Annotated in this window: 21 protein-coding genes; 18 read left to right on the top strand and 3 right to left on the bottom strand. The window is 40.6% G+C overall.

Annotated features, from left to right (window positions below; genetic code table 11):
- The first annotated feature begins 54 nt into the window (after window positions 1–54).
- From AC1DOK_RS05165 to AC1DOK_RS05175, 3 genes are all read left to right on the top strand, one after another.
- The gene (locus AC1DOK_RS05165; RefSeq protein WP_477553174.1) at window positions 55–708 is read left to right on the top strand and encodes an HD domain-containing protein; all 654 of its coding nucleotides are present in this window, start codon (window positions 55–57) and stop codon (window positions 706–708) included.
- A 3-nt stretch (window positions 709–711) separates the two neighbouring features.
- Window positions 712–1,356 carry a VOC family protein gene (locus tag AC1DOK_RS05170; protein WP_477553175.1) on the top strand — a complete coding sequence of 215 codons (645 nt, stop codon included), beginning with the start codon at window positions 712–714 and terminating at the stop codon, window positions 1,354–1,356.
- 100 nt (window positions 1,357–1,456) lie between these two features.
- Window positions 1,457–1,990, top strand: a complete 534-nt coding sequence (locus AC1DOK_RS05175) for an N-acetyltransferase family protein (protein WP_477553176.1) — start codon at window positions 1,457–1,459, stop codon at window positions 1,988–1,990.
- 102 nt (window positions 1,991–2,092) lie between these two features.
- On the opposite strand, the gene AC1DOK_RS05180 is transcribed toward AC1DOK_RS05175, so the two are convergent.
- Window positions 2,093–3,343, bottom strand: coding sequence for a GNAT family N-acetyltransferase (locus tag AC1DOK_RS05180; protein ID WP_477553177.1), 1,251 nt, complete (start codon window positions 3,341–3,343; stop codon window positions 2,093–2,095).
- A 292-nt stretch (window positions 3,344–3,635) separates the two neighbouring features.
- On the opposite strand from AC1DOK_RS05180, the gene AC1DOK_RS05185 reads away from it, so the two are divergent.
- The 4 genes from AC1DOK_RS05185 to AC1DOK_RS05200 all read left to right on the top strand — a co-directional run bounded on the left by AC1DOK_RS05185 (window position 3,636) and on the right by AC1DOK_RS05200 (window position 12,011).
- Window positions 3,636–7,775, top strand: coding sequence for an FtsX-like permease family protein (locus tag AC1DOK_RS05185; RefSeq protein ID WP_477553178.1), 4,140 nt, complete (start codon window positions 3,636–3,638; stop codon window positions 7,773–7,775).
- A gap of 348 nt (window positions 7,776–8,123) precedes the next feature.
- Entirely contained in the window at window positions 8,124–9,512 is a 1,389-nt protein-coding gene (locus AC1DOK_RS05190) for a TldD/PmbA family protein (RefSeq protein ID WP_477553179.1), read from the top strand.
- Window positions 9,513–9,516: 4 nt separating this feature from the next.
- On the top strand, window positions 9,517–10,860 hold the full coding sequence (locus AC1DOK_RS05195; RefSeq protein WP_477553180.1) for a TldD/PmbA family protein: 1,344 nt from the start codon (window positions 9,517–9,519) through the stop codon (window positions 10,858–10,860).
- A gap of 176 nt (window positions 10,861–11,036) precedes the next feature.
- Complete coding sequence (locus AC1DOK_RS05200; RefSeq protein WP_477553181.1) at window positions 11,037–12,011, top strand: quinone oxidoreductase family protein; 975 nt, start codon at window positions 11,037–11,039, stop codon at window positions 12,009–12,011.
- Window positions 12,012–12,516: 505 nt separating this feature from the next.
- Here the strand turns inward: AC1DOK_RS05200 and AC1DOK_RS05205 are convergent.
- Window positions 12,517–13,356 carry a 1,4-dihydroxy-6-naphthoate synthase gene (locus AC1DOK_RS05205; protein ID WP_477553182.1) on the bottom strand — a complete coding sequence of 280 codons (840 nt, stop codon included), beginning with the start codon at window positions 13,354–13,356 and terminating at the stop codon, window positions 12,517–12,519.
- Entirely contained in the window at window positions 13,353–14,156 is an 804-nt protein-coding gene (locus AC1DOK_RS05210) for a futalosine hydrolase (protein ID WP_477553183.1), read from the bottom strand. Before AC1DOK_RS05210 ends, AC1DOK_RS05205 begins: the two co-directional genes overlap by 4 nt.
- A gap of 280 nt (window positions 14,157–14,436) precedes the next feature.
- Here AC1DOK_RS05210 and AC1DOK_RS05215 point away from each other — a divergent pair, with 280 nt between their 5' ends.
- From AC1DOK_RS05215 to coaW, 11 genes are all read left to right on the top strand, one after another.
- On the top strand, window positions 14,437–15,315 hold the full coding sequence (locus tag AC1DOK_RS05215; RefSeq protein ID WP_477553184.1) for a radical SAM/SPASM domain-containing protein: 879 nt from the start codon (window positions 14,437–14,439) through the stop codon (window positions 15,313–15,315).
- Window positions 15,316–15,518: 203 nt separating this feature from the next.
- Window positions 15,519–16,019, top strand: a complete 501-nt coding sequence (locus AC1DOK_RS05220; protein WP_477553185.1) for a cysteine hydrolase family protein — start codon at window positions 15,519–15,521, stop codon at window positions 16,017–16,019.
- A gap of 34 nt (window positions 16,020–16,053) precedes the next feature.
- Complete coding sequence (locus AC1DOK_RS05225) at window positions 16,054–16,254, top strand: antitermination protein NusB (protein ID WP_477553186.1); 201 nt, start codon at window positions 16,054–16,056, stop codon at window positions 16,252–16,254.
- A 22-nt stretch (window positions 16,255–16,276) separates the two neighbouring features.
- Complete coding sequence (locus AC1DOK_RS05230) at window positions 16,277–16,831, top strand: GNAT family N-acetyltransferase (protein ID WP_477553187.1); 555 nt, start codon at window positions 16,277–16,279, stop codon at window positions 16,829–16,831.
- A 226-nt stretch (window positions 16,832–17,057) separates the two neighbouring features.
- Complete coding sequence (locus tag AC1DOK_RS05235) at window positions 17,058–17,822, top strand: DUF2087 domain-containing protein (RefSeq protein WP_477553188.1); 765 nt, start codon at window positions 17,058–17,060, stop codon at window positions 17,820–17,822.
- Between the two features lie 32 nt (window positions 17,823–17,854).
- Entirely contained in the window at window positions 17,855–18,232 is a 378-nt protein-coding gene (locus AC1DOK_RS05240; protein WP_477553189.1) for a GIY-YIG nuclease family protein, read from the top strand.
- A gap of 204 nt (window positions 18,233–18,436) precedes the next feature.
- Window positions 18,437–19,879, top strand: a complete 1,443-nt coding sequence (locus tag AC1DOK_RS05245; protein WP_477553190.1) for an amidase family protein — start codon at window positions 18,437–18,439, stop codon at window positions 19,877–19,879.
- An 84-nt stretch (window positions 19,880–19,963) separates the two neighbouring features.
- Complete coding sequence (locus tag AC1DOK_RS05250; protein WP_477553191.1) at window positions 19,964–20,728, top strand: DUF817 domain-containing protein; 765 nt, start codon at window positions 19,964–19,966, stop codon at window positions 20,726–20,728.
- Window positions 20,729–20,837: 109 nt separating this feature from the next.
- Window positions 20,838–21,812, top strand: coding sequence for a S66 family peptidase (locus tag AC1DOK_RS05255; protein WP_477553192.1), 975 nt, complete (start codon window positions 20,838–20,840; stop codon window positions 21,810–21,812).
- A gap of 48 nt (window positions 21,813–21,860) precedes the next feature.
- The gene (locus AC1DOK_RS05260; RefSeq protein WP_477553193.1) at window positions 21,861–22,475 is read left to right on the top strand and encodes an NUDIX hydrolase; all 615 of its coding nucleotides are present in this window, start codon (window positions 21,861–21,863) and stop codon (window positions 22,473–22,475) included.
- A 10-nt stretch (window positions 22,476–22,485) separates the two neighbouring features.
- Window positions 22,486–23,304, top strand: coding sequence for a type II pantothenate kinase (gene coaW / locus AC1DOK_RS05265; protein WP_477553194.1), 819 nt, complete (start codon window positions 22,486–22,488; stop codon window positions 23,302–23,304).
- Window positions 23,305–23,351 lie beyond the last annotated feature (47 nt).

A 23,351-nucleotide genomic window follows, 5' to 3' on the forward strand; every position in this document is an offset into this window, starting at 1 on the left:
TGAAATAGAATTCTTAGGAAGTAATTGAGAGATTAGTACCGGGGGGAATAATTCATGAACGCTCAAGATGAAATAATCGAATTAGCAGAGAAATTTGTCAAAGAACAATTACAGCATGATAGCAGTGGTCATGATTGGTGGCATATTCATCGAGTACGTCAGTTAGCAGTCAGAATAGCTGAGAAAGAAGGAGCCAACCCATTTATTTGTGAATTAGCTGCTCTGTTACATGATGTGGCGGACGTCAAGCTGAATGAATCTAAAGAAGCGGGAATCGCTAAATTAGAAAATTGGGCTGGACACCATGTAGAAGATGCCAATGTTAAAGATCAAATTTTGCATATTATTTCAACCATGTCTTTCAATGGCGGACATAATCTTCCTATGACAACATTAGAAGGGCAAATCGTACAAGATGCAGATCGCCTCGATGCGCTTGGCGCGATTGGGATTGCTCGTACCTTTGCTTATGGGGGAGCTAAGGGTCGCCTCATGCATGATCCTGAAAGTACACCGACGGAGTTTACATCAGAGATTGAGTATAGAAAAAACAATGGAACTTCTATTAATCATTTTTATGAGAAACTTTTGAAATTGAAGGATTTAATGAATACGAATTACGCTAAGGAACTAGCGGCGCACAGACATCAATTTGTGGAAGATTATTTGAATCAATTCTACGATGAATGGAATTCCAAGGAGGTCTAGTAGATGCAATTTGAGCATGTAACATTATGGACCGGTAAACTGGAAGAAACCAAGGACTTTTATACCCAAAGATTAGATCTTACGTTATTAGAGGACCGTGTGGATTGCTTTACAGTTCAGATTGGTTCTACTCATTTGACTTTTAATTCTACGGATGAGGCGAAAGAAGATTACTCACCATTCTATCATTATGCTATTAATATTCCTGAGAATAAGTTCCAAGAGGTAAAGAGTTGGGCATTATCCAGATTAACTTTAATTACAGAAGATGGCGATGACGAGATATTCTTTGAATCGTGGAATGCGAATTCGATCTATTTTGAAGATCCTTCTGGTAATATTGTCGAATTTATAGCTAGACATCATTTAAATAATGGCATTACGCATTCATTCTCTGCTGCGGATTTGATTTGTATTAGTGAAATTGGAATTGTTACTGATGAAGTGATTCCTTACGTAAGGTCTATGAATGAGAGGGGAATATCTTGCTGGAGAGATGAAAGTGAAACGTTCACTGCCCTTGGAGATGAGAATGGATTATTTATAGTAGTGAAGACAAATCGAGAATGGTATTTCTCTAATCAAAAGAAGGCGCATATTTATCCAGTCGAAGTATCGATCCAAGGTATAGGTCATTTGCATTTATGAAAAGAGTTATTTGATGAAGTGATGACATAGCGATGATGCACATCATATAAGGCAGATATCGAATTATTTAAATAGGCTAGCAAAGTAAGGAGATATGAATATGCAAATAAGAGAAGCGGACTATAGAGACGCACAGCAAATCGCTAATGTCCACGTACAAAGCTGGAGAACAACATATCGCAATATCGTACCCAATGACTACCTATCGAATTTGAGTGCTGAACAAAGACAGAAGATGTGGGAATCATCCATGAATGCTTCGACTAGAGAGAATAAAACCTATGTAATTGATGATCAAGGCGTAATCGTGGGATTTGTGAATGGAGGCCCCAGTCGAAATAAAGATTATCGTCATGAAGCAGAAGTGTATGCCATTTATCTCTTAGAGAACTATCAGCGCAAGGGACTTGGATCACAATTATTCAATCATATAAGGGCCTATTTCCTTGAAAAGGGCTATGAGACGATGATGCTTTGGGTGCTAAGGGATAACTCCTCCTTAATGTTCTATCAAAAGCAGGGTGGAACGATCATAGGAGAAACTACGATTACGATCGGTGGTCAGCCATTAATAGAAGTAGCTGTTGGGTGGGATAGCATATCGATCCCTGAAGAAAGTGATGAATACACCTGATCTCCATGACATGAACGACATAGTTGATCCTAATATGTAAGGGCAGCATTCCATTATGCTGCCCTTTTGGCACTGCCAGTATTGACTGTATGAAACTTGTGCTTAGAAAGGCGTTGTACATCTAGGTTTAACATCTACCCGGAATATTGCAGCTACCGTATTTAAGTATGTATCATCAGACAGATCTATTAGTTTAAAGGTATGTAGACTTCTAAAAGAAGCTACCCCCATAATCAGTGAGGAGAAATCAGAGACATCCATAGTAACTTCTACTTCATAATCACTTGAGTCAGCAATAGCAGGATGGCCTTCAGTAAAGTGAATATACGTACTGCCTTCATTTTCAGGAAGAAAGCTGTCCTTGATCGTAAGCTTCATCTTGCAGGTTTGACTACCAAAATTATGGGCTGCAAGTTGCGTGAAAAGGCCCGGAACGTTGATAACTCGGTACATAAGTCCGATAGCCGAAACATTACATTGATGAGAAACATGAGGCATTAATTCTTCGACACCGTTGCCCGTATCACTTAATAAGAAGTGGAAATCCTCGTCTTGCGTGTTATAAATTATCCGGTTCACCTGATCCTCTTGGCTTCGCAAAAATGCCAATAACTGCGATAACGCATCAGGCGTTTCATATATCATTTCTCTGATAAGCAAATCGTTGAGTAGGAAATTGGTATCACTCGCTTTTTTGAAGCTAAATACTAAATAACCTAATATCTGTTCACCTTGTTTATAGCCAACGTATAAATTAGAAGCATCATCGAACCATCTTCTACATTCAAAATCATTCTTCTCCATCATACCATGGGTGAGATCCGCATAACGATTGTAACAATCAACAATGTCCTGCTTATCTTGATGCGTTAAATAAACAATATGATCCTTAGGCCCTTTAGGTAAACTAGCTGGAAATACACGATATTGATGCATTTTGGGACCTAGTCCAAATCCCATTTGTTTATAGAAGCTAACACGGAATGGATGAAGCATCGCAATACTAGCACCTGCACTACGATAGTGGCGAAGGTAGTAGGTGAGCATTTCCTTGGCAATACGTTCTTTCTTATGAAGTAAGTCAACGCACACATGACCAATTCCGCCGGAATAAACTTTCGTTCCATACACATTCATTTGAAAATCATAAAATTTCATACCACCTAGTAATTCATTCTCACGGAAATACCCATAAAAACTAGAACAGTCGTCTTCATTAAATTGATAAACCATTCTCTGTTCATATACATGGCGTGCCTGTTCGTTAAAGAGACCTAGACTTGGGTACGAATTACCCATTAATCGGAGAAATGGACCAATCTCATGATCGGTGATCTTACGAATTTCATTCACAATTATCATCTCCTCGTTGCAAATCTATGTGTTTACTTATATTGCAATATAGCACAAGTGGCAAATTTTACAAGGCTTGCGTAGTTGACTGCAATGCTTTATCGTAAAACTATTATGATCTAGCCGATATAGGAATTACATCGAATATTTATGTTCTGAACATAATTAATCGAATATTTGGAAAATAAACAGACGTAGGGGGCGTTATTATGAGTCCAATTCATATTCATGGTTTAACGAAGATTGATGATGGTACTGAGATGCAGACAGTTTGTAATATAACGGTACACTTATGATTCGTTTCATATGGTGGAACTGGTGGCGGCACAAACAGCGGTTCATCCTGTTGCTCGTTGGTATCCTTATTATTAGCTCGGGATTAACGTTCTTGTCGACTGTAACGGAATCTAATTTTGGTACTGTTTCTAAAACTTTGGAGAAGAACTGGAAAGCTTCGTATGATATCGTTGTGCGTCCACCTGGTTCGCGCAGTGTGACGGAAGAGGACAAGCTGTTCGAGCCGAACTTCCTAAGTGGAATTAGCGGGGGGATTTCAGTTGAGCAGTATGAGAAAATTAAGAAGATCGCGGATGTAGATATTGCAGCTCCACTAGCGGTTATGGGGTATTCGCTAGACACAATGGTAATGGATATAGTGACTGTTCCTGATAATGGAGTGTACCGCGTAACAACTGTTACCACCTCGAGTAGCGGTATTCATGAAGAAGTATCTGAGGAAAAATTTTATTTTACCAAAGGCTTTGTGTCAGACGTTGCTCCTTCAAATGGAAAGTACGAAGCATATGGGACCACCGATTTTAGGAATGAGATTGCCTTTCATGAAGAACGATTACTTGTCGGTATCGATCCAGAGCAGGAGGCCCGATTGGTTGGACTAGACGAAGCTGTGTTAACAATTGAGAACAGCCGTTATTTTGTGGAAAACGACATTCCTATGATTTACCCTGGATTGTCTACTGTTGACTCTCACACAACAATAATGGATAGGACGATACCAATTCTTATTAATAGTCAACCATTTGTTGATCAAACACGTTCATTCCGGATTGAAAAGTTGGATTTACCATTTGACTCAACTGAACAGGCTAAGAAAACGATGGAGATAGTGAAAGACAATGGTGGAGCAAGCTATCTTAATCAAATAAGTGCATTGAACAATAATATACTTGAGCGTACTTTTCACACCAGGGAAGCATATGAAACATATATTGGGTCATTAACTGGCATAAACCCTTATACTGGTAGCCCTTATATTAAAGGAAAAGCAGGTGTTAGTCCTTTCCATTATTTATTACTTCAGCCAGCTCCATTGCTATTAGAGAAAGCAGTAAGTCCATTTATAGAAAAATGGTCTAGCGCATTTCGTGCAAAGCCTTTAATGGGTGAATTTCGGAATCAAAGAAGTTCTCAAATCTACCTTAACTCGTTTAAATCTTATACAGAGATTGAAACTAAAGACATTAATAGCCCCGTCAATGGTTATATCCTTAAATACAAAATAGTCGGAATCTACGACCCAGATAAACTCAAACTATCTAAAGATCCTGCGAGTGAGACGCCGCTAGAAACGTATCGTGCAGCAACTGCGCAGCTTGTATTAGATCCGAAAGGTAATCCTATTAATCCACCAAAGAATGTGCAGGCAACACTTAATCCGCTCGGATTGTTGACGAGTCCGCCAACGAATCTTACGACAATAGATGCTGCTACTGCAATACTTGGAGATCATGCTATATCTGCGATCCGCGTCAAAGTTGCCGGGATTACAGATCTTGGGATAGAAAGTCAAGCTAAAGTAGAGCGTGTAGCTGCTGAAATAGAGCAGCAGACAGGTCTGATAACTGATGTAATCATGGGTTCATCCCCACATCCTACATTAATTGAAGTTCCAGCGAATGGTGATACATCCGCGCTTGGTTGGATAGAACAGATGTGGATGAAGGTTGGCGTGACGACGGGTGTTTTTCAAGAAACGCAGATGGGTTTTAGTATCATTATGTTGTTTATTTTATTTGTTGCCGTACTGTATGTACAGGCCACGCAGCTGATGTCGCTATTTATGAGACGCAAGGAATTTGCAGTGCTGCTATCGGTAGGCTGGAGACCATTGCAACTAAAGCGGATGATTGTGCAGGAAGCTGCATTACTTGGTGTATTTGCGTCAGTCGTATCTGGCGTAATAGGTATGGCAATGAAAGAGTCGCTGGGTGTCAGTCTTTCCCGGATTGCATTGTTTGCAGTGCTTGCCCTAATCGTCTATGTACTTGGTTCGCTCTGGCCTGCTTGGCTATCTGGACGCATTAAACCATACGAAACGATGCGTACAGGTGAAATTACGAAGGAGTCCAGAAGATGGATACGGTCAAGCAGTATGTTCACGATGGCACTGAATCATTTCCTCGGCAAGATTGGCAGATATTCCTTATCTGTTGCTTCCATCGCACTGCCTACGGCTCTACTTGTCTTACTATTATTCATTTCGCTAAGGCTTAAAGGCTTGTTGTATACAAGCTGGGTAGGTCAATATATTTCGATTCAGATCGGCCCGCAGCATTATATCGCTATCGCAATCACACTCATCATCTGCATCCTGACAACATGTGAAATTGTGTGGCAAAATGTTGCAGAACGTAAGGTTGAATTGTTTCTATTGAAATCGACAGGTTGGCGGAACAATGCAATACGCAGACTTGTTTTACTTGAAGGATGGATATGCGGTTTATTATCTGGAGTGCTGGGGTATGGGATTGGTTTATTGCTTATCTTCTACATGTATGCATCTGTTCCATGGCTAGACGCGCTGTACCTATTACCTATCTGTGCGGTACCAATGATAATTGGTCTGATCTCAGCGTGGATTCCCGCAGAATTTGCAGTGAAGGGCTTCCCAGCCGGAATGACAAGGAAGATCTATTCGTCAAGGCGAGGAACGGAGCGATGGTTTTTTGCTATTGTCACCGTACTCGGTCTAGTGGTAGTTGGTATAGGTGGTAAACTGGCCTTTGATTATATTCCTGAACTCATTACAGCTAGTTCCAAACCGTACACACCGCAAACGATGATTATCCAAGAGCATTCTCCCACAATTGGGGAATTGAAAGATTTTGAACCTCAAACCGTACCTAATGAGAGTAAAGCGGTATATGATCTGTCTCTCGAAATGCATCCGTCAGGTAATTTTGACTTGAAGGCAGTCATTCATGTTACGAACCAATCGAGGGAAGATTGGGATAGGCTAGTCTTCTATATGATTCCAAATGCACTCACAGAGGAAAATAAGTCAGATTTAGTGGAAGGTTCAGCAGCAGAAGTTCAAATTAAACAAATCCAAGTAGACGGACAAACGAGCAAATTTGATCTCGAATCGGATAAATTGACGATTCCATTACAAGCTCCTCTTCAGACCAATTCCACGGTGAAGGTTGAAGTTGCCTATACATTTACTATGCCGGAACCAGGTAATCGTTTCTCGAAGATCGGTGATAATTACTACTTAGCTCAGTTTTATCCCATGCTGGCAAATTATTATAACGGATGGAATAAACAAGCATACTCGGAAGTGATGGAATCACACTTAACAGACTTTACTGACTTTCACGTTTCTTATCGTATTCCTGGGGAGTACTTACTTGTGTCCTCGGCAGAAGGAGAATCGAATGATTCGTCAGAGACTGGCAGCTTTGAAGTGAAACGAACCAAAGAGATGTTCATTGCGATTATGAAGAATAGGATCGTTCGTAAACAGATGGTTGGTTCAACTGAAATTCGTGTGTTCGGCAATCAAGGAGATGAAGCCAAGATTGAGGCTTCTATTGAACATGCCGCTAAGGCATTTCAATACTATGAACAAACTTTAGGCTTATATCCACGCAATCAACTCGATATTCTTGTGGGGCCGAGAAGCAGTATGGAGTATCCGGGGATTGTAACGGTTGTCAATTTCGATGACCCAGAGGTATTTAAGCAAACATTGGAGCATGAAATAGCTCATCAATGGTTCTATGGGGTTGTATCAAACGATCCGAATACAGGAGGGTTTCTAGATGAAGGATTTACAGAGTTCACCGCCTCGCTCTTCCGGATGGATGCTGAAAATCTAGATGAGAATACGAGTTTTAAGAAAACAAAGGTATTAGAAGCGAACATTCTTTCAGCCAGAAAGTCTTCAAATTTATCCCTCTCTGAATTTGGTGGAGGTGCAGGTATTTATATGTATATATATGCTCAACCTACATTGAAACTATGGGAGCTGTTTTCCAAATATGAAGGTATTGAAACAGCCAAAGCTTACTTGAAAGCTTACTATCAAATGTATGCCTACAAGCAAGTGGATACGAAGGAATTCATTCGATTTACGAAGGCGTACTTTTTGATGGAGGATGACAAATTCTTTGATTCTTGGTTGAAATGATCAAGTGAACTGTATGTTGTTTACGAATAGAATAGTTAGAGAAGATATAGAAAATAGAGAAGATAGAAAAGATAGAGAAGATAGTTCTTATCGTGAAAAACGATCGGGCTATCTTTTTGTTTGAGCGAAAGTCTGGAATAAGGTATTCTAAAATCAGAAAATAAAATCCGAATTAGGATGCTAATTAATAATCTGTTAGGAGTATTAACTGTATCAAAATATCATAAATATGCATTTAACATATCATGGTATATGGATGCCTACAGTATTTTTTGGTTGAACATGGACACTTCTGTCCATCTGAATCGGTGAAAACCGATAACTTATAGACTCGTTAGGGGGAATAACATGCTTAATTCATCATTGATTCATAACGTTCTGACGGCTGCTCTGGAAACAGGAGCTGATTTTGCGGAAGTATTCGTTGAAGATAAGACTACAAGTAGTCTGGGAATGATCGGAGGTGTTGTGGAGACCGCACTTTCGGGACGTGATTTTGGAGTAGGAGTTCGAATAATTGATGGTGTATTTGCTGTGTATGCATATACGAATGATTTTAGCGAAGCCAATCTAATCAAAGTTGCGAGATCTGCTGCTCAAGCTATCCGTGGGAATAAGCGAAATCAGACGATCGATCTACGTAAATCTACAATCGAAAATCAACATTTAATTAGAATTATGCCGAGTGACATTACGAAAGCACGTAAAATCGAATGGTTACGCCGTGCTCATGAAATAGCTAGCAGCTATAGTCCACTGATTACACAAACATCTATGGGATTAAATGACTCTGTCCAGAACATATTGATTGCCAATTCAGATGGATTATTCGTGGAGGATCGCCGTACTTATACGCGTATGAGCGTGCAAGCCATTGCTGAGTCAGGAACGGAGAAACAGTCTGGATATCATGCCCCTGGTGCATTAGCAGGAATGGAATTTATGGAGAGCCTCGATATCGATTGGTATGCACGAGATGCTGCACGTATTGCGTCGACCATGGTAACAGCTAAATATGCTCCTAGCGGTAAGTTGCCAGTTATCATCGATAATGGCTTCGGGGGTGTTATTTTCCATGAAGCTTGTGGTCATGGTCTGGAAGCAACTTCTGTTGCGAAGAGGGCTTCTGTCTTTTCTGATAAGTTAGGTGAGCAGGTCGCTTCGTCAGTTGTAACTGCAATTGATGATGGAACTCTGGCTAATGAATGGGGATCGCTTAACATCGATGATGAAGGGACTCCTACACAGCGTAATGTTCTGATTGAGAATGGTATTCTCAAAAGCTACCTAATTGATAATTTAGGCGGACGTAAAATGGGCATGGCCTCCACAGGATCAGGTCGTCGTCAATCTTATCAGTTTGCGCCTACATCTAGAATGAACAACACCTATATTGATGTAGGAAATTCAACACCAGAAGAGATTATTGCGAATACAGAGTATGGTCTATATGCCAAATATATGGGCGGTGGATCTGTAAATACAGCGACGGGTGAGTTTAATTTTGCAGTCAATGAGGGATACATCGTTCGTAACGGCAGAATTGAAGAGCCTGTCAAAGGTGCAACTCTGATTGGTAAAGGAATCGAGACCTTGCAGAAAATTGATATGGTTGGTAATAATCTTGCACACGGTCAAGGCATGTGTGGTGCGTTAAGTGGCAGTATACCTGTTAACGTCGGTCAGCCTATGATTCGCGTTTCAAATATGACAATTGGCGGTAGAAAGGGGGAGTAAAAGGATGGATGTTCGTTCATTTCAACAGATGCTTTTTGCTAGAGGACATGAGCTTGGCTGCTCCAATATGGAAATCTATTATCGGCAAGGTCGTTCAACAAGTGTTCGTGTGGTTAAAGGTGAAATCGATGCCTACACGATCAAAGAAAGCGGCGGTCTTTCCTTCCGGGTTGAATCCAATGGTAAAATGGGCTACTCCTATACCGAGAAACTTGATGCGGATTCGATTGATTTTTTAATCCAAGAAGCGCTTCATAATGCTGAAGTCATTGAAAGCAAAGAATCTGATGAGTTATATGCAGGCTCAGAGAGCTATCCAGTTTTAAGCACTTATTCAGAAGAGCTTAGTCATATTGCACCCGATCAAATGATAGAGGCTGCTTTCGCAATGGAGCGGGTAGCACTTCAGGCTGATCGTCGGATTACGATGGTGAATAGCTGCTCCGTAGGTAACTCGGAAAGTGAAATTCTGATTGCCAACACGCTTGGCCTTGATTGTGAGGCTAAATATAATTCTGCTTATGCAAGCATTTCTGTGATCGCCAAGGAAGCATCGATAACGACAACAGGGAACTGGTACGATTTTGCACTCGACAATTTTAATCAAATTCAATATGAACAGATCGCAAACAAAGCAGTAGAAGAAGCTGTTTCGAAGCTTAACGCAGAGACGATTGAGTCTGATAATTATACCGTTATTTTCCGCAACGATGCTGCAAGTACACTGCTTGATGCGTTTACGTCGATATTCTCAGCTGAAGCTGTTGATAAGAATTTCTCTCGTCTCAAAGGTAAATTGGGGGAGCAGGTTGCATCTAGTCTGATATCGATTGTCGATAATCCGCTTATGACTGATGTTCCTTCAAGATGTTCATTTGACGCCGAAGGTAGTGCAACAAAGCACATCGATATTATTAAGAATGGTCAACTGCTTACATTCCTTCATAATCGCAAAACAGCCAAGAAATTCGGAGTTGAATCTACTGGCCATGCATCAAAGGGCAGCTACAAAGGGAAAATTGGGATTTCGCCACAGAATCTATACATTGCACCAGGTATAACGTCACTGTCGACGATGATTGAGGGAATAGATCGCGGCCTGATGATTATTGATCTTCAAGGGCTGCATGCGGGATCAAATGCGGTTTCAGGTGAATTCTCCTTGTCTTGTAATGGCTTCCTGATCGAGAATGGTGCAATTGCAAGACCAGTAAATCAGATTACGGTTTCGGGCAATTTCTTTAATTTGCTCAAAGACATCGAGATCGTAGGAAATGATCTTCGTTTCCTAGATAACTGTACATCACCATCACTTAAGGTGAAATCATTGACGATATCAGGTGCTTAATAAGGATAAGAGAATGAAGTGTCAAGTGAACAAGTTATTAAGTGATGAATGATTAAGTAATTGATCAAATGATTAAGTGATTAAGTGATTAAGTGAATAAGTGAATAAGTGATAAAAATGTAGAATGAAATTAAATTGAATAAGCTACTTGTTGATGGATGGAGGGCGAATGAGGGATGTTTGCATCAATAGTTATTCAATTTGGTGGACCAGAAGTTCTGCAATATAGAGAAATAGCCGAGCCGATCGCTTCAGCCAATCAAGTATTAATTAGAGTTGCAGCAACTAGTGTTAATTTTGCAGATATTAAAGGCCGCTATGGTAACAAAGGCGCCACTCAACCACCTTATATTCCTGGTCTTGATGTAGCTGGTACAATAGTTGCAATAGGATCAGGAGTAGAAGATTTTCAAATCGGGCAACGTGTAATTGCTTTTCCTGCTCACGGATCCTATGCAGAATATGTGGTCGCAGATAGCATTCTTACGTATGCAATTCCTGATTCTATTGATTTTGAAACGGCAGCTGCTAGTCCGATTGTATCATTTACCTCTTATAAGCTATTAGCTGATGTAGCTCGAATCGTGCCTGGTGAGAATGTCCTTATTCATGCAGCGGCAGGCGGAATCGGTACGACAGCTATTCAACTTGCCAAAATATTAGGTGCCAACCAAGTCATCGGTGTGGTTAGTAATGATGTCAAAGCTGAAGCTGCTCTTCATGCAGGGGCAGATCACGTCATCAATAGCTCAACAGAAGACTTTGCACAATCTGTTCTTGATTTAACAGGCGGGCAAGGAGTAGATATCATTCTCGACTCAATTGCTGGTAAAGTAACAGAACAAAGCTTGAAGTGTCTTGCGTGGTACGGAAGGTTAGTGCAGTTCGGTAATTCGAGTGGTGAAGTTGGTATTGTGGAGTCCAAAGACTTACATACTAGCTGTCGTTCCGTGCTCGGCTTTAGCTTAGGCACAACTCGTACGCGCCGCCCTCATCTATTGCGAGAAGTGGCAGACAAAGTGATTAACTACCTCGAGAATGGCTCTTTGCAATTTGTGATCGGAGAAAAATTTTCGCTAAAAGATGCAAACCTAGCACACGAATTAGTAGAAAACAGACAGAGTAAAGGAAAAGTATTGTTACTTCCATAGTTTTAGATGAAATAAAGTGGGGCTATTCCAAGTCTGAATCAGACTGTGGAATAGCCCTTTTGTGGTGTAAGTTACACTTCGTGTTGAAACACGGCTGAACACGGCTGAAGTGCGATTGAAGCATGTTTGAAAAGCACAGTTCACGCAGTCCAAATTACCTCTCAAGCGCATGCATCACGTTTGTTGCGTCACATTCGATGCGGCACAAAACGACGCTATACCGGCACGAGCTTCCGTTGTAGCGTCGTTTGCTTCCGCAACCACACCCGAATTACCGCTCAAGCGCATGCACCGCACTCGATGCGGCACAAAACGACGCTATACCGGCACGAGCTTCCGTTGCAGCGTCGTTTGCTTCCGCAACCACGCCCGAATTACCGCTCACGCGCATGCACCGCACTCGATGCGGCACAAAACGACGTTAAACCGGCATGAGCTTCCGTTATAGCGTCGTTTGCTTCCGCAACCACACCAGAATCGTCGCTTTCACTTATCTTATCTTACCTCACCTCAGCAAAGCCAAATCCACCTGCGGCACAAGCCCTTCTTGTGCCGCTCGACTGAGTAACGCTTCGACGGCTTCATAGCCGCTCTCACCTAGATTTGCGGTGAACTCGTTTACATATAGTTCAATGTGCGCTTGGGTCACTTCAGGCGACATCTCTTGGGAATGGCTTAGTATATATTCACGTGATTCATCCGGATGTGCCCACGCGTATTCAACAGATTCGCGAATCCAGCGTGTAATTGCTTCCCGATCAAGTGAACGGTGAGCAATGATCGCTCCAAGCGGGATGGGCAACCCTGTATCCGTTTCCCACCAATTGCCTAGGTCAGCTAGAAGGGTTAGTCCATATGAAGGGTACGTGAATCGTGCTTCGTGAATCACTAAGCCGGCATCGATTAAGCCATCGCGAACGGCGGGCATGATTTCATGAAATGGCATCACAACAATTTCACCAATACCACCAGGCACGTTCTGCGCGGCCCAAAGTCTGAACAATAAATAGGCGGTTGAGCGTTCACTAGGAACAGCAATTCGTTTCCCTGTCAAAGCTGCTGCACCTACACTTCCAGCAACTGCTCCAGTTGTCAATACGAGTGGACCACAACCTCTTCCAAGTGCACCCCCACACGGTAATAAGGCATATTCAGATAGCACCCAAGGTAAGGCTGCATAGGAAATTTTTAATACATCTAACTTAGTTGAACTAACTGCTAGATTATTTGTAATGTCTATATCTGCATACGTAACATCTAGTTTTGGTGCACCAGGAATTAATCCATGTACGAGTGCGTGAAATACGAATGTATCATTAGGACATGGAGAAAATGCGATTTTCATATAAGTACCTCCCGTAATATTGAGCTTGCTTGTTCTAGAGCTTTTAATGCATCCCCAATACGCCATGCTGATCGATCACGTGGACCCACAGCGTTGGATATCGCACGGAGTTCAAGTACTGGTATACCGCGAATGTGTGCTGCGGTAGCCACACCATAGCCTTCCATAGCTTCAGCAGCAGCGCCGGGGATTCGTATAGCTAGTTCTCTAGCGGTCTTATGTGAGCCTGTTACAGTGGATAAGCTTAATACAGGTCCAGTAGTCACTTGTAGACCAGCTTTAAGTAGAGAATTATGTACTTTGCTGACAAGCTCTGCATCAACTGGGACTCGGGTGGAGCCAAAGCCGAGCTCGTCCACACTGAGAAAGCCATCCGGAGTCTCCGCTCCAAGATCGGCCGCAATAATCTCACTAGCTACTACAAGGGATGCAATGGCCGCTCGGTCTACAAAGCCGCCAGCAATTCCTGCGCTAATGACCAAGCTATATTCAGCGGCTGCTAAAGCCATTGCTGTATTGGCAGCCGCAGCCGCTGGACCAACGCCAGCTAGCTTAACTTTAAACCGACTATCCCCGCTTAGCCCGCGTAATACCGCTTCTCTCTCAACTTCAACAGCAGTCATGATCAGAATGGGTTGTTTATCAGCGAATATATTAGTATGGTTATTGACGACAATGTTATCGAGCGTATTATTATCTACGTCCATATGTATTTTATCTATGTTATCTATTATCTCTATATGATCGTCTAAGTCCTCACTCGACCTAGCACCTGTTTCCTTGCTCAAATCCTCTTTCATTGTATAATCTCCTTTAGTGGGAAGCATTAATGGGGATGTGGATTGAGAATTCATTAGAATTCCATTTGAACTTTCCGTATCATTCTTCATAACATTATCTTTGGATATTCCTAATCATAGCACCCTTAAGAACTAAATTGAAGAATCTTAGCGTTCAGATTTATAGGTCCTGGTTACAGAAAGCAACTAGATAATCTTATTTTTTTGTGTAATTATAATTAGATAAGAATATGTATCTTTAATTAATTTGAATTATCGACAGAATTGGAGTATATCACGAATGAAAAAGTTTAAGAAATTCTATGTAGAGATTACAAGTATATGTAATCTTGCTTGCAGTTTTTGCCCCCAAACGCAGCGTAAAGCTAATTTTATCAGTATAGATGATTTTACCAAAAGATTAGATGAGATCAAGCCACATACGGACTACATTTATTTTCACGTCAAAGGCGAGCCACTCATGCATCCTAAGATTGATCAATTGCTAGACATTGCGCATGAAAAAGGCTTAAAGGTGAATATCACGACGAATGGCACACTTCTTCATAAAACAAAACACAAAATTATGACTAAGCCGGCGCTAAGACAAATGAATTTTTCTTTGCACAGCTTTGACGGTCATGAGGGTTCTCAAGATAAGGATGGTTACGTCTCCAGTATTCTTAACTATGTGAAAGAAGCGACTGCAGAAACGAAAATGATCATTTCATTACGATTATGGAACCTAACCGAGGATAATATGACGAACGCCCAGAAGAATCGAAATCGAGAAATCCTCGAATTGATTGAGCGAGAGTTCAATCTTGATTACCGAATAGAAGAGAAGGTCGTACCAGGCAGTGGTGTCAAAATTGCTGAACGTGTTTATTTGAATCAAGATCATGAATTCCAGTGGCCAGATTTGAAAGCCGAAGAAGATGATGGCAAAGGCTTCTGTTATGCGCTCCGTAACCAAGCTGCGATATTAGTTGATGGAACGGTAGTGCCTTGTTGTCTGGATGGTGAGGGAATCATTAATCTAGGTAATGTGAACAACACACCTTTCTCCGAAATTATTGAGAGTGAGCGAGCGAACAATATTGTGGACGGTTTCTCTAGAAGAGAAGCTGTTGAAGAATTATGCAGAAAATGCGGCTATCGCAAAAGATTTGGTCAATAGAACCCTGGAATTACTCTGGGTCTACTCTGGGTCTACTTTGGATTTACTCCCCCAATTACTCGTATACAAATAGTAGTTATTAGGATAAAATTGGATTATAGGTAAGCTTATCAAATTCATATTTCAGCTGGATATAGAGACTATACATTTTTAGTATATGTCTCTTTTTTTCTGCTCAAGGTGGCATACATTTTAATGATGAGGTGATTTTGTTGAAAATAGCTTTGCTTGTAATTGATATGCAGAAGGGGTTTATACAGGGTAAGGAACTCGGTGAAAGAGCGACACAAGCTTCAGAATACATCAATGAAGTTGCAGGTTATTTACGAACAAATGGACATTATGTTTTTATTGTTCAAGATGTTGAAGTTGAAGGTGGTATAGAATCAAGCTCGTTTGAAGTTATACCAGAAATTCAACAAGCTGAATCAGATATAAGAATTACGAAAGAATGGTCGAATTCCTTCTGGAAAACTGATTTAGAACAACAGCTGCGTGATAAACAAGTAGAAGTGATTATTGTTGCGGGCTATGCAGCAGAGCATTGTGTACTGTTCACTTACAATGGTGCCATGGAACGTGGATTCACGACAGCAGTTCTGCAGAATGGCGTTCTTAGTCAACATGCTAGTGCCATTAAATCTATGTATCGTGATCGACATGTGATTTCTTACCCAATAATTGAGATTATGGCGAAGTATTAAGCTTAGATTTAGTTAACTGGGAGTGGATAGAATTATGGATCTGTACGCTGGTTATTTTGTTGGATGGTTCACACTCGCACTTATAAATGCAGGCTTAGCCGAGAATAAAAATAGAAGCAGATCCTTTTGGTTCTGTCTCTCGGTTTTAGTTGGACCTTTGGCTACCCTACTTATAGTCGTATGGGACAAAGAACCCGAACCACGGATTAAACCCAAGCAAAAACGATTGTACTAAACAACCAAGGAGTAAATTACATATGAAATTATTTCAACACGACAAGCTTACAGTACGATTACTGGAAAATAATGATGATGCATTGCTCGTTAAATGGCTAAGTGATCCTCAGGTTCTAGAATTCTACGAAGGTCGTGATCGTCCCCATGACATTGAATTAGTGCGCAAACATTTTTTTGAAAATAGAGAGGGTATAACTGCATGCATCATTCAATACGACAACGTCGACATTGGGTATATTCAATATTATGTAATTGATGTAGAAGAGCGCTTAGAGTACGGATATAGTGACTTTCAAGGTCTTATTTATGGCTTAGATCAGTTTATTGGTGAAGCAGCATATTGGAACCGAGGCATTGGGACTCAGCTAATAAAAAATATGATTCAACACCTTGTAGAGCATGAGCATGCAGACAAAATCGTCATGGACCCTCAAGTAAGGAACAGCCGTGCCTTGCATGTATATGAGAAATGTGGGTTTAAGAAAATCAAACTTTTGGCTAACCATGAACGGCATGAGGGAGAACTTAGAGATTGTTGGCTTATCGAATACGATCATGATCTTTTGGCTAAATAGGGGGTCTTCACATAGACTCAGAAGGTCGGAATGCTCTATATGGAGTGGAAGTCCCGATGATTGTATCGGGACTTTTTGATTTTAAGTGCACAGCCAATAGACTCACCGTGATTGTGAGTTAAACCAAACGTTTATCAAATTTATCTAATCTCGGGATGTTGATTTTTCGTAGATGTTGATATATTATGTTTATATATAAGATAGATATATTGAAGGAGCGTTTAGTATGAGTGAAATTTCCGAGCTTTTTTGGAATGCATCTATAGCAGAAATGAAACAAGGCTATGTTTATGTAGCTTCAGAAGAAACGTATGTTTGTTTGGCTTGTGGTGAGCGTTATGAGAAAGGTATTGTGTACACGAAGGATGGAGTCTTATATGAAGCAGAAAAGTTCGTTCGATTGCACATCGTGGATCAACACATTTCCATGTTCGATTATCTAATCAGTATGGATAAGAAGCTTACAGGGTTAACAGAGCTTCAACGCAATTTAATCGCTTTTTTCTATGAGGGCTTAAATGATAATGAAATTGTGAAAGAATTGGATGGAGGCAGTGCATCAACCATTCGGAATCATCGTTTTACATTAAGAGAGAAAATGAAGCAAGCAAAGGTGTTTCTTTCTATCATGGAACTCGTCGAAGAGAGAACGAAGAGCCCGAATAAATTGATTCCGATTCATCGCAAGGCAACTATGATTGATCAGCGATATGATATTACAGAAGCTGAGAATGATAAAATTTTGCGAGATTATTTTAAAAGTGGTCTCGATGGTCCATTATCGGAGTTTCCAAAGAAAGAGAAACGTAAAATTGTGATTATGCGTCATCTCATTAAGAAATTTGATATAAATAAGCAATATACGGAAAAAGAAGTGAATGAAATCATCAAAACCGTATTTCCTGATTTTGTTACCATAAGGCGGTATTTTATTGATTATGGTTTCATGGATCGGCATGCGGATGGAAGTAAATACTGGGTTAAATTATAGGTACTTGTATATACAGAAGGAAGGTAATAATAATGGATCATCAGAAAAGAAAAGATATGGTAGCTGCATACATGGAGAAGACGAAGCCCATGGGTATTATGCAAATTCAAAATAAGCAGAATGGCAAAAGGCTTCTTATTAGTAGTGTGAATCTAGATGGAATGATGAATAGAGAAAAGTTTATGCTGGATATGGGTAATCATTCGAACAAAGAGCTACAACAGGATTGGAAAGAACTTGGATCAGATCAATTTTCATTTGAGATTTTGGATCAGCTAAAGCCCAAAGAAGATAGGGTCTTGGATCGTCAACAGCTGAAGCAAGTTAAAGAAGAATTAGCGCTTCTTGAACAAATGTGGCTAGATAAGTTGCAACCATATGGTGAACAGGGTTATCATACACATAAATAGAAAAGGTTAGAATAAGGATTCGGCTCAAACTATAGATACACCGTATTGATCAAAAAATCCGTTCAGGATGATGGAAACCCATCACCTGTTCGGATTTTTTGATATAATGAACATTATTGGTTAATGTATCCATAGAAAGGCTCTGTTAACTATTGGGTACGTATAGTATTTTGAACAGTTATTAAACAAGGAGACATGATTGATATGATGAATCGAATTGAAGAGTGGATCATAGAAGTGGATATTGCCATGATGCAATCTGCTATGGAACGTGGAGAACTGACGTCAGAACAGCTTGTTCAAGTATATTTGGATCGAATACATAAAGTAGACCCTATGATCAATGCAATCCTGGAATTAAATCCAGAAGCACTTGAGATTGCAAGGAAATTAGATGTTGAGCGTAAGAAGGAAGGGGTTCGTAGCCCTTTACACGGCATTCCTATTTTATTAAAAGATAATATCGATACGGCTGATCTCATGCATACAAGTGCTGGCTCAGTGGCACTGGCAAATTCGTATGCAGCGGAAGATTCGTTTGTTGCTGCACAGTTGCGTAAAGCAGGAGCCGTCCTGCTAGGCAAGACGAATATGACAGAATGGGCAAACTTCATGTCAACTACAATGAAATCGGGATACAGCTCTAGAGGTGGTCAAGTTCTTAATCCATATGGTAAAAGAAGCCTAGATGTAGGCGGATCAAGCTCAGGCTCTGGTGCAGCGATTGCAGCTAATCTAGCCGCCGCTGCGATTGGAACAGAAACTTCAGGTTCAATCATTAATCCCGCGATTCAGAATTCACTTGTCGGTTTGAAGCCAACAGTTGGTTTAGTTAGTCGTTCTGGCATTATTCCGATTAGCGCAAGTCAGGATTCACCTGGTCCTATGACTAGGACGGTAGCCGATACAGCTCTATTGCTTGGCTTATTAACCGGAGTTGATAACAAGGATGAAGTGACTCAATCAAGTGAGGGTCAGTCGCATACGGATTATACAAAGTTTTTAGATGCAAGCTTTCTGGAGAAGGCTAGAATTGGGATTCCAAGATTCTATTACAATCTAATAGATAAAGAGAGTTTAGTGATTGTCGAAGAAGCGATAGCGGTATTACGTAATAAGGGTGTAACGATTGTTGATTCGATCTCGATTCCACATGAAGGAGTCAAAATGGATGTTGAAGTCATGAGACATGAGTTCAAAGCGGGCTTAAATGCTTATTTATCCCAGTTAGCTACAGATGTACCTGTCCATTCTTTGCAGGAATTGATTGCATTTAATAAGAAGCATGAAAAGGTCGCTTTACAGGTTGGACAAGACATTCTTGAGTGGTGTGAAGAAACAAGCGGAACCTTAGCGGAACCCATCTATTTGGATGCCAGAAATCGGGATATTCAGTTTACACGTACTGAGGGTCTAGATTATGTCCTTGATCATTATGAGCTGGATGCCTTGCTGCTGCCACTTGATGAGGGAACGGATCTTGCTGCTCGAGCTGGATATCCTGTTCTAACAGTACCAGCAGGATACACAGCGAATGGACCGATAGGGATTACTTTCGCGGGTAGAGCATATAGCGAACCAACGCTAATTAAGCTTGCCTATGGCTTTGAACAAGCAACGAAGCATCGCAAACCACCTGAACTTTAATTTGATAGCTATGTGAATCAATTTCATAACTCATTGAAATCATTAAATTGATTCATGTATGCTTTAAACTCATAGGGAGTCCATATGAAATATTTGAAGCTGCTTTTTATTTTTGGATGGAATCAAGCACTGTGTTGTATTTTTCCAGTTGTAATATTTGCTTCACTAGCTTTATCGAAATTCATTCATTTACCTTTCTTAGATAGATACGATATCATACTACTCATATGCATAGTGGCTCAATTCTTACTTGTGTATTTTAAGCTCGAAACCGTGGATGAACTGAAGGTTATTACACTTTTTCATCTAATAGGGTTAGTACTAGAGATCTATAAGGTTAATATGGGTTCATGGTCTTATCCAGAGGAAGCGTGGACGAAGGTATGGGGAGTTCCCTTATACAGTGGTTTCATGTATGCAAGTGTAGCTAGCTATATATGTCAGGCTTGGAGAAGATTTCACCTAGAATTCACGAATTGGCCCAAACCTTATGTGACACTCATTGTGGCTTGTTTGATTTATGTGAATTTCTTTACACATCACTTTATGTATGATATTCGCTATTATCTTATCATTGGTTTATTTATCGTTTTCATAAAATCTAAAGTTCGGTTCATGGTATCGGATCAACGTATTGTGATGCCTGTTATGCTATCTTTTTTCTTAATTGGTTTCTTTATATGGGTTGCTGAGAATATCTCAACCTTCCTTGGAGCATGGAAGTATCCGAATCAGCAGGTGACATGGCAAGTTGTCCATCTAGGTAAAATCAGTTCTTGGTTTCTCTTGGTAATTATCAGCATTATTATTGTTGTGCAGCTCAAGCACTATAAATATCGAAGTTCATAGGATAACAGTTACATGGAACGTGCAATTGAGATGTTTAATGTATCTTGGACTAAAGTTAGCAAGACGGGAGCATACGTGGTTATCCGTACAATAAGAAAGGAAGAAACATATGAGAGCAGATAAATTACGAGTAGGGGACGAAATACGGATTATATCGCCATCGAGAAGTATGTCCTTAATTGCAGTTGACCAGAGAGAGTTAGCCACACAAAGACTCGAGGCTCTTGGGTTCAAGGTATCTTATAGTAAAAATGCACTTGAATCTGATGATTTCATATCATCCTCAGTTGCTTCTAGAGTAGAGGATTTACATGCAGCATTCCTTGATCCGAACGTCAAAGGAATTCTAACGACCATTGGTGGATTCAATTGTAACCAAATGTTAAGTTATATTGATTATTCGGTTATAGCTGCTAATCCCAAACGCTTATGCGGATACTCTGATATTACAGCCTTGAATAATGCGATCTATGCGCAGACAGGCTTAATTAGTTACTCTGGCCCCCATTACTCTACCTTCGGTATGCAGTATGGACTCGAGTACACACTTGAATATTTCGAGAAAATGATGATGAATAAAGGGGTTGTTACCATAGAGCCTCCGACTCATTGGAGTGACGACACTTGGTATATCGACCAAGATAATCGAGTTTATATACCGAATGAAGGGCCTTATGTGATCAACGAGGGTGAAGCTCAGGGCACAATTATCGGTGGGAATCAGTGTACCTTTAACCTATTGCATGGCACTGAATACATGCCTAGTTTGACAAATGCCATCCTGTTCCTTGAAGATGATAGTGAGGCGCTGCCTCATACCTTTGATCGAGATCTGCAATCCATCATTCATCAACCAGGATTTGAACAAGTGAAAGGTATTGTTATCGGGAGATTCCAGCAAGCATCTCAAATGTCACCAAGCTTACTTAAGCAAATCATTAAATCTAAGAAAGAACTAGACCATCTTCCAGTCATTGCTGATGTGGATTTTGGACATACTTCGCCTCGTATTACCTTGCCAATAGGCGGACATGCTGTTCTTGAAGCGTATTATCAGAAGACTAGACTTACATTAAGTGAATAAGTAGGGTTGCGAATTTATGTAAATCAAGAAGTGAAGAGGGATTAGAGGATGACAGCTAAAGAATTATTAGATGTTTTTAGCCCAGCAATGGAGCTTATTGGTGTTAAACCCCGTGATGAGGTACATCGTGAGGGATTATGGCACCAAACATTTCATTGTTGGTTGCTATACAGGGCTCAGAATACAAACTATATTTTGTTTCAAAAAAGACATGCAGACAAACAAGACTTTCCTAGTCAATTGGATATTACAGCAGCAGGTCATTTAGAGGCAGGGGAAGGACCAGATGATGGTGTTCGTGAACTGAAAGAAGAACTAGGCATTGATGTCCCAATAGGTGATCTTACATCACTTGGTATATTTCCGAATGTGATTATAACGGATAAGATCGTAGATAAAGAATTTAGTCATGTTTACTTGTATGAATTTAAAGGTCAAATTGCGGATCTCGTTCTACAAGGAGATGAGGTTGAATCCATTATTCAAATCGAGGTGGATCAATTCCGTTCGTTTATTCGGGAACATCTAGATTACATAACTGGACAAGAGTATATGCTGGATCAGATAACGATGAGGGAAGTTGAACTTAGTCGATCGGATTTTGTTCCGCATGAGCAGGCCTACTATGGGTTTATTATAAGTCAAATTGATGCATTGATTTAGGGGGATTATCTTGGCAAACACGATACGGATTGGAATAGATGCGGGCGGAACGTTAATTAAAATTGCATACATGTTGAATGGGAAGCTTGAATTACTTAAGCTACCTAGCAATCAACTAGCACAAGCGGTAACATGGGTGCAGGAAACACTTGAGAAGCCAGAGATTTGCATAACGGGTGGCAAGGCGGAGCAGTTACAGAAGTTACTCGCAATGGAAGTGAAGCACATGGTAGAATTTGAAGCTACATGTAAAGGTGTTCAATATTTATTGCACAAAGTTGATCATACTCCAGGTCCTTTTGTGCTTGTAAATGTCGGTACAGGAACTTCTATCCATTATGTAGATGGTGATCAACATTCACGTATTAGTGGAACGGGAGTTGGCGGTGGGACTATGCTTGGACTATCTCGACTGCTAACGGGAGTAGATAATTATAGGGAATTCATACTGTCCGAAGTAGGCGGGGAGCGGGAAGAGCTCGACCTTAAGGTAAAGCATATTTATGAAGGTTCTGAACCACCGATATCAGGGGATTTAACAGCAAGTAATTTCGGTAATATGAATACGATTCCAGCGAATGTCCCTGTGGCTGATTATTTAGCTTCTGTAATTGGATTAGTGGGTGAGACTGTAGCGACGACTAGTGTTCTAGCTGCAGCACAATATGGGGTTTCATCAATCGTGTATATCGGATCATCGTTCAGTGGCAATCAATCACTAAAGAAAGTGATAACTGATTATACAATTCTTCGAGAAGGTCATCCAACAATTGTCGACGATGGTGAATATAGTGGGGCAATCGGTGCCTTATTGAGCCTAGACTCATAGTAGTGACGAAACGAATGAACTGAACTGGAGCACTCAATTTGATTGAT

Source organism: Paenibacillus sp. P5_B5 (assembly GCF_056400365.1).